Source organism: Bradyrhizobium mercantei (assembly GCF_001982635.1).
Classification (GTDB): domain Bacteria; phylum Pseudomonadota; class Alphaproteobacteria; order Rhizobiales; family Xanthobacteraceae; genus Bradyrhizobium; species Bradyrhizobium mercantei.
The window spans coordinates 1,133,872-1,148,515 of sequence record NZ_MKFI01000001.1 but is presented as its reverse complement, the minus strand read 5'-3'; the positions used below and the strand labels follow the sequence as shown (position 1 = coordinate 1,148,515).

The window sequence follows — 14,644 nt, the reverse complement described above, 5'->3', positions numbered from 1 at the left end:
ATGACGCTCAGGGATCTGCCGCAGACATCCGCTTCCGCCGGCGCACCGGTATCCCGCCCGATGGCAGGGGAGGCTAGCCTGGCCGCGGCCGCGGGCGAGGCGTTCGTCTATGCGTTGCCGCTGATCGAGATGGCCGCGGTGCGTCGTAATACGCTCGGCCGCACCGGACGGCAAAATGCGCTGTCGCATCAGCGCGACCTGATCGATCACCGGGCGCGCTGGGTCACGACGCCGAACAACGATACCCTGTATTCGATCGCATGGCTCGATCTGACCCAAGGCGCCGTCCGGCTGACGATCCCGCAGACGGGAGGGCGCTATTTCTCCGCTGCGCTGATGGACATGTTCACCAACAACAATGCGGTGCTCGGCACAAGGACGATCGGCAATGCGGGCGGCACGTTCACGATTATCGGACCGGACCAGACCGGCTCCGGCCCGGATGTGGTCCGCGTTGCGACGGCGCATGCATGGCTTCTGATCAGAATATTGATCGACGGCCACGTTGATCTCGCGGCTGCGCGCCAGGTTCAGGACGGTTTCAAGCTCGAAGGTCCGTCCGGCAGTGCGCCCAACGAGCATGCGGCGCGCAACGACGCCGCGCCGGCGCTGTTCGCCAGCATTCAGAGCCTGATGGCGTCAGATCCGCCGCCGGCGACGGACACCGCGGTCCTGCGCCGGATCGCAGCCGCGCTCCAACAGCCGGCGCCGGCCGCGGCGGATGCGATCGCGGAGGGCGTTGCTGCCGCGCGGTCGGCGCTGATGTCCGGCGGCAAGCGATTGGAATTCATCGAGGGCTGGAGCTATCCGCGCGCGAACCTCGGCAATTTCGATCAGGACTATCGCTACCGTGCCGCCGTGGCCCTGTGGGGCATCGGAGCCTTGCCGGTCGCCGAGGCGATGTACATGCGCGCCGCGGGAAATCTGGAGAACGGTTTCTTCGACGGCACCGCCGACTACCAGCTTCACTTGCCCGCCCGGCTGCCGCTGAACGGCTTTTGGTCGCTGACGATGTACGAGGTCGCAGACGACAATCAGTTGTTCCTCACCGAGAACTCGCTGGGGCGCTATGCCATCGGTGACCGCACCGACGGGTTGCGGCGCAATGCCGACGGCTCGATCACGCTGTGGATCGGCCGGGGCGATCCGGGCGGTGATCGAACCGCCAACTGGCTGCCGGCGCCAAAGCGCGGACCGTTCAGCCTGATCACGCGCTGCTACTTGCCGCGTCAGGAGATGCTGTCGGGACGCTGGCGCTTGCCTCCGGTCCGGGAGGCCGGGCGCTAGGACATTCGGCGATCCGAAACGGATCACGGGGCAAGTCAATCACGACGGGGGCAATGATGACGCGGAAGCGCGTATTCGCTGGCGCAATCGCCGGGCTGTTCTGCATGCAGGTGGCGGCGCAGGCGGCCGATCGAACGACCGACGCCGCCCGCGACATGCCGAAGAAGGCCGTGAAGCTCAAGGCGCCATCGGCCGAAAAGCCGTTCTTCCTGGTCAACGACAACCGCGTCACCGTCTCGCAATTTTCCGGAGGCGTTCCTGGCTACGCCAAGAATTCGCAGAGCACGACGCTTGCCTACACCCACTATGACACCTGGGCCTATGGCAGCAACAGCTTCTCGCTGTTGACGTCGAAATACGATCACGGCGCGGCCACCGCGCCGTGCCTCGGATCCGTGCTCGCGCCGACCGGACGATGCGCCGGCGGTGTGGCGGCTTCGACGTCGATCCGCAGCACATTCGGCTGGAACGAACTGTTCGACACCAATGCGTTCTCCATCGGCCCGCTGACCAACATCTCGTTCCTGGTCGGGGCCGACGCTGCGATCTCGAATATCTTCACGGCCTCCAGCAACTACGATGTCCTTGCCGGTCTGCAATTCGGCTTCAGCCTGCCGTACAAGGGCTATTTCAACATCAGCCCGATGTACTTCCAGCGGATGCAACACGGCGCGCAACTGATGCCCCCGAGCTTCGGCGGCAATGTGTCGATGCCGCCGCCTTATCCCGGCCTTCCCGACGGCGTGATGCACTTCACTCCGACCTGGGGACTAGATTTCAACTACTATATGGATCTCGGCTTCCTGCCGGAGACACTGCAATATTTCTCGATCAGTGGACGCGCGGCGATCCGCGGCGCTGATGGCAATGGCGGTTACGGCCCGTATCCGAGAAACCCGCTCAACAACCGCACCACCGCCTACGCGCTGGAGCCGGTCCGCCTGACGCTCGACGCCGGCAAGCTGTTCTGGGGCGCGAGCTATGCGCACCTCGTCGACGTCTGGGCGGCCTGGCGCTACGAAAAAAACATCAGCGGTTATGCCGAAGCCTATGACACATCCTGCATCACCAAGGGCGTCTACAACGGCAGTTGTACAAGCAACGGCATCTACTACGGCATGACCATGAAACTGGGCGCGCCGATCCCGGGAACGCCGGCCCTGTCGCCGTTCGGCACGCCATTCTTCACCAGCGTCGACAATAGCTTCACCTATGGCGTGCTGCCGAACGCGACCTCTCCCGGCGAAACCGCAAAGACCGTCAAGCAGGTCTACGCCTTCACCCACACCGATAGCTGGGCCTACGGCACCAATCGTCTCTATGCCGAGCTGCTGAAATCCGATCATCGCGATCCGGCTTCGCCCTGTTCGGCGGTCTACAGCCATCCGGCCTTTGGCGTCACCACGCCTTGTTCGGGCAATATGGAGATCAACGCCTCGCTGCGCAGCACATTCGGCTTCAACGAGGTCTTCAACACCACGGCGTTCAGGGCAGGCGCGCTGCGCAACGTGTCGTTCGAAATCGGCGCCGACGGACGCACGACGCTGGGCTACGCGGCGCCGGCCAAGGAGGCGATCGTCGCCGGTCTGCAATTCGCGTTCGATTTGCCGTTCAAGAGCTATCTGACGATCGCGCCGCTCTATTATCAAGAATGGAATCATTCGGCCTATGCCTATCCGAACAACGCGGGCAACAGTCCGTATGGCGTCGGACTCTACGGCGTTCCGCCTTACACGGGCCTGATGCCTGCCGGCTTCACCGGAACGATCGACGGCAATCTGCATTACGATCCGACCTGGGCGTTCGAGATCGATTACGGCAGCGCGCTCGATTTCCTGCCGGAAAGCATGCGCTATTTCTCCCTGAGCGGACACGTCGGCATCTACGGGCCAAAGGGCAACGGCGCCTACGGTGGCTATACGCTTCCGTCGAGCTGGAACACCAAGACGGAGATCAATGCCGAGCCGGTCCGGCTGAGCTTCGACGCCAGCAAGGCGCTGTGGGGCGAAAAATACGCGCACCTCATTGAGGCCTTCGTGGCGTACCGCTACTGGCACAACAAGTTCGGCCTCGACGGCGGCAATCCCGCCAACGGCATCTGCTTCTTTGCCAACGGCGCGAGCAACAAGAGCTGCACCGAACAGACGGTCTATACCGGGGTGACGATGAAGTTCTAAGGGGGGGGCTGTCGTTCACCCCTTAGCGATCGGATCACGGTGCGGGGAATTGCGAATAGGATAGTCCCGCGAGGAGCTGCCCAATCGGGTGGCGGTGGAAAAACGCACCCTCGGAACACGCGCGCGATCCGGATCATTTTTGCACCACCGCTGTGCGCACTTCCGCACTGAGCGGCCGATGCAGGCGCGCCTAGCTGCAAGGTCCCCGGACGATCCGGGTGTGCAAACCCAGGGAATTGATATGTCGAGATTGGAAGGCAAGGTCGCGGTGATCAGCGGCGGCAACAGCGGCATCGGGCTCGCCATCGCACAACGCTTCGTGACGGAAGGCGCGGACGTGTTCATCTTCGGCCGTCGCCAGGACGCGCTCGACAAGGCGGCAAAGCTGATCGGCGGCGGCGTCACCACGATCCAGGCGGATGCGTCCAGGCTCGAAGACCTCGATCGCGTCGCCGGGACGGTCCGCAAGGCAAAGGGCAGGGTGGACGTGGTCGTGTCGAACGCCGGCTTCACCGAGCAGGTGCCGCTGCGCGACATCACGGAGGAGCATTACGACCGCACCTTCAACCTGATGGCCAAGGGACCGTTGTTCCTGGTGCAGAAGATGCTGCCGATGATGGGGCGCGGAGGTTCGATCATCCTGGTGTCCTCGGCCATGCACTATATGGGCCTGGCGAACCATTCGACCTACGCGGCCACCAAGGCGGCGGTGCGCTCATACGTGCGGACCTGGGCGGCCGAGTTCAAGGACAGCGGCATCCGCGCCAACCTGCTCAGCCCAGGCCCGGTCGACACGCCGATCATGGATTCCCAGGCTTCGACGCCCGAGCAAGCCGCCGCGATCCGCAAGATGTATTCCAACTACACGCCGATGCTGCGGATCGGCCGTCCCGAGGAATTGGCGGCGGCGGCCGTCTTCCTCGCCTCGGACGAGAGCTCGTTCATGACCGGCTCGGACATGGTCGTCGACGGCGGCGTCAGCAACGTCTGATCTGCAAACCGGACCTTTCCTGTAGCGGTGCCTGATCCAGGCGCGGGCGCCGCTCGCGTTTCAGAACCTCATCAAATATCCGATGTAGGGTCGGCGGGCCGGGGCCGAGAATGCGCTAGGGTTTGGCGTTCCGTTGCGTTTCCGCGGCAACGGTGCTCTCGACCGGTTCGTAACTCTCGGTCACGCAATTGTCGTCGGCTTCCACCTGCCGGCGATCGAAGATCGCGCCTTCATTGATGAAGACGCGATATGTCTGCGTCCCCAGCGGCTTGCCGATCACCGAGGTCAGTTCGGCGCGCACGCAGGCGGTCCAGCCGGTGCCGCGCGGGTCGTGCAGCGGGGCCGAGACGCGCACATGGGTCGGCTGCGATCCGGCGGTGAAGACCGAATCCAGCTTGCCCGCGACCAGCCGCTTGACGTCCGGAGGCGTCTCGAGCGGCGCCGGATCGGTGGCCTTGACCTTCAATATCTCCGGCCATACCGCGTGGCTGTCCGCCAGCCCGCAGCCGCTCAAGATGAAAGCGGCGCCGGCCAGCAGCGCCGCCACTTGTACCTGTCCCTGTCCCATTCCGCGAATTTAATGTGCCGCCGCCAAGATTGCGCCCCCCTGATGGGGCTGAATTTGCATGACGCGGCGCTTTGTCGATCAACAAATGTCGAGCGACAAGTTATCTTCGGGGTAGAGGTATTGCCGGATGTTTCCACGGCTGCGGGGGAGAGAGATTGACATGAAGAGCTTCACGGTTGCTGCCGTTATCCTGGCGCTGATCGCGACACCGACCCTGGCCCAGGGCCGGCGAGGGGGCGGCGGGGGCGATACGAAGACGGAGCAGAAGCCCAAGGTCGACGAAAAGGCCTACAAAGCCGCGCTAGACCGCATCCCCGAGCCCAAGGAGAAATACGATCCCTGGGGCGTCACCAAGCCGGCTGCCGATCCGGCCAAGAAAACTAAATAGCAACCGAAATAATCCACCAAAGTAGTTGGGTCCACCGGGCCGCTGCGGCAATTCGACGGCAGAACCGGGGGCGGCGGCCGCACATTGCCGCACGGCATGAACCTTCGCCTGACGGCCTTCGACCCATCTCCGAAGTCATTTCGGAGGCCGCCATGCTTCGCCGTTCACTGCTCAGCCTGATGATTCCGGCTGCGATCCTGCTCGGTGGCGCGCCGGCATTGGCGGAAAACCGGCTGGCGCTGGTGATCGGGCAGTCGGCTTACAAATCGGTGCCCGCGCTGCCCAATCCGGCCAACGACGCCAGGGCGGTGTCACAGATGCTGACCGACGCCGGATTTGCGGTGACGGCGGCATCGGATCTGTCGCAGGACGAGATGCGTGCGCGGATCAGCGACTTCGCCGGCCAAGTGGCGGCGAAGGGCGCCGACACCGTGGCGCTGGTGTTCTATGCCGGGCATGGCTTGCAGATCGACGGCGAGAACTATCTGGTGCCGGTCGATGTCGATCCGAAGCGCGAGGCCGACATCCCGATCCAGGCGGTTCGTCTCAACGACATCCTGAACACGCTGACCTCGGTGCCGAGCCGGATGCGCATCGTGCTGCTCGATGCCTGCCGCAACAATCCATTCCCGGAGCTCAGCAAGACCGCAGGTCATGGGCTTGCCATCGTCGATGCCAGGGTCGGCGCGCCCGGCACCTTCGTCTCGTTCTCGACCTCGCCGGGCGCCGAAGCCGAGGACGGCAGCGGCGCCAACAGCCCCTATACGACCGCGTTGCTGGCATCGGCGAAGGAGCCGGGCATCCCGATCGAGGACACGTTCAAGCGCGTTCGCCTGGCGGTGAACAAGGCGACCGACGGCCGTCAGACCCCGTGGGACTCCTCGTCGCTCACCGACGATTTCCGCTTCACGGCGGGTGTGGCGGCGCCGCCCCAAACTGCGGACCAAGCCATGGCGCAGGCGACGCCGACGCCGCCCGCGGCCAAGCGTACCGTCGACGAATGGAAGCGCGAGTTGCAGGGCAAGCCGATCGAAATTGCCAACGAGCTGATGGTGGTCGACGGCACCGACGAATCCTACGAGGCTTTCGCCGCGGTCTTCGCCGGTACGCCGCGCGGCCTGCAGGCACGCGACTGGCTCGACCGCCATCGCCGCATGGTGGCGTGGAACAATGCGATTCTCGCCAACACCGCAGCGGCCTATCGCAGCTTCCTTGCGCAATATCCTGACACCGACCTGACAGCCACCGCGCGCAAGATGATCGAGCGGCTGCGCTACCGTCCCGATCCGACGCCGGCCGTCGCGCTCAGCGTGCCCGCGACCAATGTCGCGCTGGCGGCGCCGACCTGTCCCTGCAACGCGGCCCCGCCGTCGCAGCAGCAGAAGGCGGCCGTCGCACCGGCGAAGAAGCGCGTCGACCCCGATCCGCCGCGGCGCGCCGGCAAGCGTCCGCCGCGCGTCGTGGTCGAGGATGACGTGGTGGTGGTGCGCCGTCCGCCGCCGGCTGTGGTCTACGAGCCTGTCGGACCGCCGATCGGCATAGGGATCGGCATCGGCGGCGGCGGATATCGCGGCAACTATGGCGGCGGCTACCGCAGGGGTGGATACTGACGCGCCGATCGCGTAAAGGCATTCCCCGCATGAGGTGCGTCGCCCGATGATCGCATCTTGCGGGAGGACGCAAATGCGATCCCTGTTTCGCCTGCTTGCCGTGCTGTTGCTGTGTGTGCAGCCGGCGCTCGGCTGGGAGTATTGGGGCGGCGACCGCGGCGGACAGCGCTTCTCGCCGCTGACGCAGATCACATCGGACAATGTCGGCACGCTGGTGCGTGGCTGGGAATTCCGCACCGGCGATCTCGACACCCGTCCGCCCGACGTCATGAAGCGCACCAAGTTCGAGGCGACGCCGCTGTTCGTCGAGGACAGCCTGATCTTCTGCACGCCGTTCAACGAGGTGATCGCGCTCGATCCCGGCACCGGCATGCAGAAATGGCGTTTCGATCCCAAGGTCAGCATGGCGCAGCGGCCGGCCAATCGCTTCGTCTGCCGTGGCGTCGCGCATTGGACCGATGATCGTGCGGCTGATGGTGCGGCCTGCAAGTCACGCATGTTCACCGGTACCAACGATGCGCGCCTGATCGCGCTCGATGCGAGGAGCGGCAAGCCCTGCGCCGATTTCGGCAATAATGGCGAGATCAAGATCGACGCCGGGATGAAGCTGGAATGGCCGGGCGAGTTTCAGATCACGTCGGCGCCGGTGACCGGACACGGCGTGGTCGTCGTCGGGTCCTCGATCGCCGACAACCGCCGGGTCGATGCGCCGCTCGGCGCGGTGCGCGCTTTCGATGTGCGGAGCGGCCAGCCGCGCTGGACCTTCGATCCGCTGGTGCATAGCGGCGTCGAGGCCGGCCACAGCAATGTCTGGGCGCCGATGTCGGTGGACGAGGAGCGGGGCCTGATTTTCCTGCCGACGACGTCGCCCAGTCCGGATTTCTGGGGCGGCAAGCGCCCCGGCAATGACGAGCACGCCAATTCAGTCGTCGCGCTCCGCATCGAGACCGGCGAACTGGTGTGGGCCTTCCAGACCGTGCATCACGACGTCTGGGATTACGACCTGCCGGCGCAACCGACGCTGGCACGGATCGATACCGGCAATGGCATGCGCGACGTCGTGATCCAGCCGACCAAGCAGGGTTTTGTGTTCGTGCTCGATCGCGACACCGGCAAGCCGGTGTGGCCGGTCGAGGAGCGCGCGGTGCCGCAGAACGGCGCCGAGGGCGAGACCCTGTCGCCGACGCAGCCGTTCCCGACCCATGTACCACCATTGCTGACGCAGCGCATGACCGCCGATGATATCGCCGGTTTGGTGCCGGGCGTCGGCAGCGCGGCTTGCGAGAAGCTGCTCGCGCAATCCCGCAACGAGGGCCTCTACACGCCGCCATCGACGCAAGGCACGATCGTCTATCCGATGACCGGCGGCGGCGTGAACTGGGGCAGCGCGGCGTTCGATCCGGTCAACCAGATCCTGCTCGCCAATGTCAGCCACGCCGCGCACATGATTACCTTGATTCCGCGCGACCAGGCCAAGGGCTTCAATCCGCCGCCCGGCCATGATTTCGGCCAGCAGCTAGGCGCGCCGTTTGCGATGTCGCGGGGGCTGGTGAAGTCGGAGGTCGGGTCGCCCTGCAACAAGCCGCCGTGGGGCGAGACGGTGGCAGTCGATCTCAAGGCCGGCAAGATCCTCTGGCATTCGACGGTCGGCACCAGCGAGGATCTCGCGCCGCTCGGCATCGCGCTCAACACCGGCACGCCACTGCTCAGCGGCGTCGCGATCACCGCCGGAGGACTGGTGTTCACCGGCGCGATGGATGCCTGGCTGCGCGCGTTCGACGTCAAGTCGGGAAAGCAATTGTGGCTCGGGCGGCTTCCGGTGCCGGGCGTCGCCAATCCGATGACCTATCTCTGGAAGGGCGAGCAGTATGTCGCGATCGGCGCCGGCGGCCATTCCGAAGGCGGCACATCGATCGGCGACAGCGTCGTCGCATTTCGTCTGCCGCGCCAAGGTGAAAGCGTTTCGCTTCTCGCGCGTCTGATCGATCGTCCCGGCGGACGGTTCGCCGCCAAGGCACTCGCGGCCGGCGTGGCGGTGATCGTGCTGATCGGACTGCTGTGGCGTTCGCGAAGGAGGCGTCGCATCACCGCGGCGTAGTTCGGCAGCGCGCGCATTGCGCCGCTGCATGACAAATCAGCGACATTGGTTCTCAATGCGTGCACCGAAACGACGTGCAGACAAGCGCGCGCGATGTCATGCTTGCGCTCGCTGCGACGCTTCGCTTACGAGGTCGCGAGCGGACGCGCTGGACATCCAGCGAGCTGTTCATTTCAGATCATTTGCCCATGGAGATTGCGATGAAGATCACTGCCTCGATCCTGCTTGCCGCCGCGCTCGCGCTGTCGTCCGCACCGGCCAACGCCACCGTCCTCGATCTCTCGACCATGACCTGCAAGCAGTTCGTCGAAGGCGGCGACGACACCATCAAGATGGTGCTGGTTTGGATGGACGGCTGGTACAAGGGCGATTCCGACGAGGCGATCATCGACACCGACGTGTTCACCGAGAATGCCAAGAAGTTCGGCACCTACTGCGGAAAGAATCCGACCATCAGCATCGTCAATGCCGCCGAGGCGGTCCTGGGCAAATAAGCCTCTTGTTTGAGCATAATCTCAGCGCAAACGCCTTGCGCTTGTCGCGGGAAACCGCTTCGCACTTTTCCGGATTATGCTCTATCCCGGCAGCATCGCGAACGCGCTCGACACCATCGCCACCGGCTTGTTGTCGGTGGCGGAGATCAGGGTGACGCGGCCGAAGCTCATGGTGCGGCCGAGCCGGACCACGCGGGCGTCGGCCAGCACGTCGGAGGCAGTCACCGCGCGCATGAAATGCGTGGTCTGGTCGACCGTCGTCATCGGACGATAGCCCTTGTTGGCGGCGAGATTGGCCAGCACCATCGCGGTGTCGGCGAATGCCATCAGCGCCTGGCCGCAGACGATGCCGCCGTTGCGGCACAGCCGCTCGGAAAACGGCATGCGCAGGATCGCGCCGGGCTGCCAGTCGGCATCGCCGCCGGCGGGGGCTGCGATGTCGAACTGCTCGACCGACAAATTGAGGTCCTGCACCCATGGCGCAAAGACGTCGCCGAGCACCCGGCGCGCATCCTCGATCCCGAATTCACTGGCCTGCTGCATGACGTCCCCTGTTGAGTTATTGTTGTTATCTATTGCCTAGTTGCGCGCGACATGCACGCGCGGCGTTTTGCCGTCGTTCCACTTGCCGCCGATCGCCCGTTCGATCTGGGCCGCGAGCTGCAGCAACAGCCCGTCATCGGCCTGCTTTCCGATCGCCTGGATGCCGAGCGGCAGGCCGTGCTCGTTGGTCGCAAGCGGCAGCGAGATCGCGGGGATGCCGCAGAGATTGGCGAGCGGCGTGAAGGCGAAGTTGCGCCAGAGATTGCCGAACCAGTCCAGCACCGACGGATTGTCCGAGATGGTGAGATATTCCGTGGTGCCGACCTTCGGCGTCGGCAGCGCCGTGATCGGCGTCAGGATGATGTCCCAGTCCTCGAAGAAGGCGCCGAAGCCGCGCGCCGTGGTGTTGAAGACCGCCTGCATGCGGGCGCGATCGGCGAAGCTGGTATCGCGGCCGTGCTCCCAGATGCGGATGTTGATCGGCTCGATCAGGTCGGCCGGCGGCCGGGTCAGTCCGCGCGCGGCGAGCATGTTGCCGATCACGACGGCGAAATTGCTGATGTAGCAGGTGGTCTGCGCCGCGAATGCCTCCCGGTAGTCGAGCGACGGCAGTGCGTAATCGACCTGATGGCCGAGGCCTTCGAGGAAGCGTCCGATCCGCTCGAGCTCGGCTGCGATATGCGGCGTCGCGCGATAGTCACCCCATGTGTGCGACAGCGCGATCCTGAGCCGGCCGGGATCGCGCGCGATCATCGCGGTGTAAGGCTCCGGCGAGGTCCAGAACGGCATGAACTCGCCGGGGGCAGGTCCCCGGCAGGCATCGACAAAGGCGGCGGTGTCGCGCACCGAGCGCGACTGGCAGCCCTGGATCGAGACGAGCCCGGTGAGATCGGACAGATGCGGTGCTAGCGAGAACACGCCGCGCGATACTTTCAGTCCGATATTGCCGTTGACGCCGGCGGGAATCCGGATCGAGCCGCCGCCGTCGGTCGCGTGCGCGATCGGCACCGCGCCGGCGGCAACCATCGCAGCACTCCCGGCCGACGAGCCGCAGGTGGTGTAGTCGGTGTCCCAGGGATTGCGCGTGACATAGACCGCGGGATTTTCCGCCGAGCTGCAAACCCCGAACTCCGGCGTGGTGGTGCGGCCGATCAAATTGAGGCCGGCCTTGCGCAGCTTCGTCGTCAGGAAGGTATCGGCCGTGGCGCGATTGCCGCGCATCATCAGCGAGCCCATCTCCTGCAGCCGTCCCTTCAAGGTCGGGCCGAGGTCCTTCATCAGGAAGGGCAGGCCGGCGAAGGGACCGCTGAGATCGGCGCCGTCGCGCGCGGGATCGGCGATCACGTCGTCGAACAGCTCGACGACGCCGGAGAGCGCGGGATCGACCTTGGCGACGGCGGCCGCCGCCTGCGACGCCAGCTCCCGGGGCGTCAGCTCGCCGTTCCGGACGCGCTCCGCGAGCGCCGTCCCGTCATGCTGCGTCCACTCGTCCCAGCTCATCGCCAAAGTCATTGATCGATTCCTTTTCTGCTTTGTTGCGCACTGTAATTTGCGCGGCTGCCCGGTCAAACCGCACTGCGGCGCGGCCGTCCGCTGCGGGAGCTGCGGCACGCCGGCGCTGCGTTCCGACGCGCGGGCGCTGGCGTTGCAAGGGCTGTGCCCGGCTTGAAAATGCCCCAGTTTCGGCGCCCAATTGCCTCCCGTCAGCGGTGGGGGCGTACATGTTCCGCAGGTTGGTGTTGCTCGGCGGCGTGGTTGCGATCGGGGTCATGCTCAGTGGTTGCACGCGCTGCGGTCCGATCTGGGACGACTGGATGCAGACGCCGAAATCCTGCAAGTCAGACAACCTCTAGCGCGGGGATAGGCCCGCTTGGCGGCCGCTTTCTTGCGGTGATATACCGCGGACGGAAATGCAAGGAGCGTTCTCATGAGAGTTTTATGCGCAGTCGCGGTTGCGGTGCTGCTGTCGCCGCCGGCCTATGCGCAAATGCCGAACATCAACCTGGTGCCTGAGCTCAAGAGCAAGACCCAGGAGGAGAAGGATCAGGACGCGGTCAACCAGCGGGCCTACAAGGACTCGCTGAGCAAGATTCCCGATGCCAAGGGATCGTCCGATCCTTGGGGCGTCGTGCGCAGCGACCCGCCGAAGGCGGCAGCCCATCCCGCCAAGCCGAAGACCAAGACCGGCAGCTCCGCGCAGCCCGGAAGCGCCCCGCAGCGCAGCCAGTAACGCCTGCTCGCGCGGCTTCGCAGGCCTCCCGCGGACTCGGATTCTCCCGGCGCCGCCCCTATATTGGGGAGGTCGTCAGTTGGTCCGGAGTTGCGGCAATGGTGTTTCGTCCGCGCGATCTCGCCAGCCGGATGGCCGAGCGGCGCAAGCCGGATGACGGCTATCTGCGCGAGACCTTCAGCCTGCCACGCGATCAGGCCCGCCTGCGGGCGCGTGACTTTCTCGAGCGCTACCCGAAGGCCGCCTATATGAGCGCCGTCGAGAGCTGGCGCGAGCTGCCCGGCGGCGACATCGAGTTCACGATGCGGCGGCTCGCCAGCGCGGACTGAAGCGCATGACCGGCCGTTCGGCCCGGCCGCACTTGCCGGACGGGCTGCGCCTCACTCGCCGTCGCTGCGCCCGTGGGTCTGCCCCCGTCCGAGATTGTTCAGCTCGCGGTCGATCCGCAGCTGCACGCGGCGGATCGCCAGCAGATCGAGCTTCGCTTCGGTCTTGCCCGTGAACACCCGGTCGCCGATCTGGAAGCGCCATTTCCAGACGCCGGCCATAAGCTGCGTGACGCTGAATTCGACGCCCTTGTGGATCATCTGGAACGGTTCCGCGAATGATTGGCGGTCGTCGACATCTAAACTAAAAGTTGTAATAATAATTAACACCCGTCAAATGATATGTCGGAGATTGCGCCCGTTCGGGCGTCGTTGAAGGATCCTGGAAGGGATCCGTCCGCCAGCGGCACCGCGCCACGCAAATTCGCGGTGGGGTGGCTGGCCAATGTTACGAACACTGGTGGAACCCGAGTCTTCCGTAAGAACGCTACGTAGTTTTTTCCGGCGTCAGGAGGGGTACCAAGGTAGTACGCAGATTGTGCCAGCCGGCATCCCGGCGTCGCCGTGCGCGGTCACTAACCCGTTGATGAATTAGTAAGTTTCGGACGATGGTTGCGGCGCATTATGCTGGAACTTTGTTCTGGCCCGGAGAACTACGGATCATGCCGGCTGGGCGCCGGGAGCCGAAGCCAGGGAGCTGCGTGTGGCTTGAGTCGTTCGATCTGCGGGCGATGGCTGAGATGATCGGGATACCGCTCATGCCGCGCGCGCAGGTTCTGATCACCTCATAACGGCCGAACTAGTCCCAAGGACACCATTGCCAATTCGTTCGAAGAGAACATCACGGGAGCGAACTCGGTAGTCCTACTGAGAACGCACTAAGGCACGGTTACGGCTGGCTTAATTCGGCTCCGCGAGGGTTGGAATTCGGCTTCCGAGGGCACCGGTTGCACAGCATCTTTCATGAACAAGTTGATACCTGCCGGTGCTGTCCTGGTTAGGACACTCCCTGCGGTGAGTTAGGACATCCGTAGAAACTTCGGACCAACGATGCGATTAATGTTCTGCAATCGCTACTAGCATTTCAGCACGGAACAATTTTGGAGAGTTCCAATGCCAGCTTGGTCCTCTGAGGAGGAGCAGCTGTTATTACAGTTGCTCCGGGAGACCGAACTAACGCAGCGCGAGATTGCTCAAAAGCTCGGACGAACAGAAGCTGCGGTGAGTTCCCGGTTAACAGTCATCAGGAAGCGGGATGCGGAGGGGAACTAGATCCCCCACAACACAACGCCGCCTCGCTTAAAATGCTCGCGGGCGGCGTCGGCTCTAGCCCCAGGAAGGTCGGCAAAATCCTGATAGGTAGAGTTTGGCACAAAATGCATACTGGGGCGATTACCTCAGAAGTGGTATCGTAGAAGTTGCGGCGCGGTAAGGCGGCCCCAGCATTCGTTCCAACGTGCTGGGGCCGTTCTCTTTGAAATCCATCCACCCGCGCCGGTCGTCTCTTTCGAGACGACCGGCGGCGAGCTTGGGCCGGGCGTCCCGTGCTGAGTGAGATGGCCGACCCGGATTCGGTCGTACCACGATGCAAACGGAGCAGCATTACCGGGCGACTACGCGTTCATGCACGCCGACGTGCATAGCCTGTGCCCTCCGCGCTGGGGGCGTTTCTTGGGCGCAACGAAAAAGCCCGGCTTGCGCCGGGCTCTCCGTAGTTCACTTGCGAGATAGCGCCGCTTCTCGACTGCCGCGATGTCGAGAGCGTTTCTACAGGCGCGAGATGGCAAATCTCTCGGCCGCACTTTGAAATGAAAGAGGCCGCCAACTGAGGCGGCCTTTCTATGAGCGACCCCATCAACCAAGGGGGCCTGTGAGAAGGGAGGCTAGTTGCTGGGGCCATCTACCGGCCCGCATGCGCGCGAGCCAGGTTGC

Annotated in this window: 15 protein-coding genes; 10 read left to right on the top strand and 5 right to left on the bottom strand. The window is 64.5% G+C overall.

Annotated elements, in window-relative coordinates; all coding sequences use genetic code 11:
- The 3 genes from BI327_RS05615 (at nt 1) to BI327_RS05605 (ending at nt 4,455) form a co-directional block, all read left to right on the top strand.
- On the top strand, nt 1-1,287 hold the full coding sequence (locus BI327_RS05615; protein ID WP_076858724.1) for a DUF1254 domain-containing protein: 1,287 nt from the start codon (nt 1-3) through the stop codon (nt 1,285-1,287).
- A 53-nt stretch (nt 1,288-1,340) separates the two neighbouring features.
- Nucleotides 1,341-3,464 (top strand): hypothetical protein, encoded by a 2,124-nt coding sequence (locus BI327_RS05610; RefSeq protein ID WP_076858723.1) that lies wholly within the window; start codon nt 1,341-1,343, stop codon nt 3,462-3,464.
- Nucleotides 3,465-3,705: 241 nt separating this feature from the next.
- Nucleotides 3,706-4,455 carry an SDR family NAD(P)-dependent oxidoreductase gene (locus BI327_RS05605; protein WP_076858722.1) on the top strand — a complete coding sequence of 250 codons (750 nt, stop codon included), beginning with the start codon at nt 3,706-3,708 and terminating at the stop codon, nt 4,453-4,455.
- Nucleotides 4,456-4,570: 115 nt separating this feature from the next.
- Here BI327_RS05605 and BI327_RS05600 read toward each other — a convergent pair whose 3' ends face one another.
- Nucleotides 4,571-5,023, bottom strand: a complete 453-nt coding sequence (locus tag BI327_RS05600; RefSeq protein ID WP_076858721.1) for a hypothetical protein — start codon at nt 5,021-5,023, stop codon at nt 4,571-4,573.
- A 160-nt stretch (nt 5,024-5,183) separates the two neighbouring features.
- Between BI327_RS05600 and BI327_RS05595 the strand changes: the two genes are divergently transcribed.
- The 4 genes from BI327_RS05595 to BI327_RS05580 all read left to right on the top strand — a co-directional run bounded on the left by BI327_RS05595 (nt 5,184) and on the right by BI327_RS05580 (nt 9,613).
- A complete protein-coding gene (locus BI327_RS05595; RefSeq protein ID WP_076858720.1) occupies nt 5,184-5,411 on the top strand; it encodes a hypothetical protein in 228 nt (75 codons plus the stop codon).
- 152 nt (nt 5,412-5,563) lie between these two features.
- Entirely contained in the window at nt 5,564-7,021 is a 1,458-nt protein-coding gene (locus tag BI327_RS05590; RefSeq protein WP_076858719.1) for a caspase family protein, read from the top strand.
- A 73-nt stretch (nt 7,022-7,094) separates the two neighbouring features.
- Nucleotides 7,095-9,119, top strand: a complete 2,025-nt coding sequence (locus BI327_RS05585) for a pyrroloquinoline quinone-dependent dehydrogenase (RefSeq protein ID WP_076858718.1) — start codon at nt 7,095-7,097, stop codon at nt 9,117-9,119.
- Nucleotides 9,120-9,319: 200 nt separating this feature from the next.
- The gene (locus tag BI327_RS05580) at nt 9,320-9,613 is read left to right on the top strand and encodes an HdeA/HdeB family chaperone (RefSeq protein ID WP_076859250.1); all 294 of its coding nucleotides are present in this window, start codon (nt 9,320-9,322) and stop codon (nt 9,611-9,613) included.
- Nucleotides 9,614-9,694: 81 nt separating this feature from the next.
- On the opposite strand, the gene BI327_RS05575 is transcribed toward BI327_RS05580, so the two are convergent.
- The 3 genes from BI327_RS05575 to BI327_RS42205 are packed head-to-tail and all read right to left on the bottom strand — an operon-like array spanning nt 9,695 to nt 11,993.
- Nucleotides 9,695-10,156, bottom strand: a complete 462-nt coding sequence (locus tag BI327_RS05575) for a PaaI family thioesterase (RefSeq protein WP_076858717.1) — start codon at nt 10,154-10,156, stop codon at nt 9,695-9,697.
- A gap of 36 nt (nt 10,157-10,192) precedes the next feature.
- Complete coding sequence (locus BI327_RS05570; RefSeq protein WP_076858716.1) at nt 10,193-11,668, bottom strand: amidase; 1,476 nt, start codon at nt 11,666-11,668, stop codon at nt 10,193-10,195.
- Nucleotides 11,628-11,993, bottom strand: coding sequence for a hypothetical protein (locus BI327_RS42205; RefSeq protein WP_159450408.1), 366 nt, complete (start codon nt 11,991-11,993; stop codon nt 11,628-11,630). The genes BI327_RS05570 and BI327_RS42205 overlap by 41 nt, the downstream gene beginning before the upstream one ends.
- Before the next feature lie 90 nt (nt 11,994-12,083).
- On the opposite strand from BI327_RS42205, the gene BI327_RS05560 reads away from it, so the two are divergent.
- Both BI327_RS05560 and BI327_RS05555 read left to right on the top strand, forming a co-directional pair.
- Nucleotides 12,084-12,386 (top strand): hypothetical protein, encoded by a 303-nt coding sequence (locus tag BI327_RS05560; protein WP_076858714.1) that lies wholly within the window; start codon nt 12,084-12,086, stop codon nt 12,384-12,386.
- A 98-nt stretch (nt 12,387-12,484) separates the two neighbouring features.
- Nucleotides 12,485-12,715, top strand: a complete 231-nt coding sequence (locus BI327_RS05555; RefSeq protein ID WP_076858713.1) for a hypothetical protein — start codon at nt 12,485-12,487, stop codon at nt 12,713-12,715.
- 51 nt (nt 12,716-12,766) lie between these two features.
- Here BI327_RS05555 and BI327_RS05550 read toward each other — a convergent pair whose 3' ends face one another.
- Nucleotides 12,767-12,973 carry a hypothetical protein gene (locus BI327_RS05550; protein WP_076858712.1) on the bottom strand — a complete coding sequence of 69 codons (207 nt, stop codon included), beginning with the start codon at nt 12,971-12,973 and terminating at the stop codon, nt 12,767-12,769.
- 852 nt (nt 12,974-13,825) lie between these two features.
- Between BI327_RS05550 and BI327_RS43500 the strand changes: the two genes are divergently transcribed.
- Complete coding sequence (locus tag BI327_RS43500; protein WP_076858710.1) at nt 13,826-13,984, top strand: sigma factor-like helix-turn-helix DNA-binding protein; 159 nt, start codon at nt 13,826-13,828, stop codon at nt 13,982-13,984.
- Nucleotides 13,985-14,644 lie beyond the last annotated feature (660 nt).

Excerpts from the sequence above, each read along its gene's own strand:
- BI327_RS05570 (WP_076858716.1), bottom strand. The coding sequence starts at position 11,668 with ATGACTTTGGCGATGAGCTGGGACGAGTGGACGCAGCATGACGGGACG.
- BI327_RS05595 (WP_076858720.1), top strand. The coding sequence starts at position 5,184 with ATGAAGAGCTTCACGGTTGCTGCCGTTATCCTGGCGCTGATCGCGACA.
- BI327_RS05605 (WP_076858722.1), top strand. The coding sequence starts at position 3,706 with ATGTCGAGATTGGAAGGCAAGGTCGCGGTGATCAGCGGCGGCAACAGC.
- BI327_RS05580 (WP_076859250.1), top strand. The coding sequence starts at position 9,320 with ATGAAGATCACTGCCTCGATCCTGCTTGCCGCCGCGCTCGCGCTGTCG.
- BI327_RS05615 (WP_076858724.1), top strand. The coding sequence starts at position 1 with ATGACGCTCAGGGATCTGCCGCAGACATCCGCTTCCGCCGGCGCACCG.
- BI327_RS05590 (WP_076858719.1), top strand. The coding sequence starts at position 5,564 with ATGCTTCGCCGTTCACTGCTCAGCCTGATGATTCCGGCTGCGATCCTG.
- BI327_RS05575 (WP_076858717.1), bottom strand. The coding sequence starts at position 10,156 with ATGCAGCAGGCCAGTGAATTCGGGATCGAGGATGCGCGCCGGGTGCTC.
- BI327_RS05610 (WP_076858723.1), top strand. The coding sequence starts at position 1,341 with ATGATGACGCGGAAGCGCGTATTCGCTGGCGCAATCGCCGGGCTGTTC.
- BI327_RS05555 (WP_076858713.1), top strand. The coding sequence starts at position 12,485 with ATGGTGTTTCGTCCGCGCGATCTCGCCAGCCGGATGGCCGAGCGGCGC.
- BI327_RS43500 (WP_076858710.1), top strand. The coding sequence starts at position 13,826 with ATGCCAGCTTGGTCCTCTGAGGAGGAGCAGCTGTTATTACAGTTGCTC.
- BI327_RS05550 (WP_076858712.1), bottom strand. The coding sequence starts at position 12,973 with ATGATCCACAAGGGCGTCGAATTCAGCGTCACGCAGCTTATGGCCGGC.
- BI327_RS05585 (WP_076858718.1), top strand. The coding sequence starts at position 7,095 with ATGCGATCCCTGTTTCGCCTGCTTGCCGTGCTGTTGCTGTGTGTGCAG.
- BI327_RS05560 (WP_076858714.1), top strand. The coding sequence starts at position 12,084 with ATGAGAGTTTTATGCGCAGTCGCGGTTGCGGTGCTGCTGTCGCCGCCG.
- BI327_RS05600 (WP_076858721.1), bottom strand. The coding sequence starts at position 5,023 with ATGGGACAGGGACAGGTACAAGTGGCGGCGCTGCTGGCCGGCGCCGCT.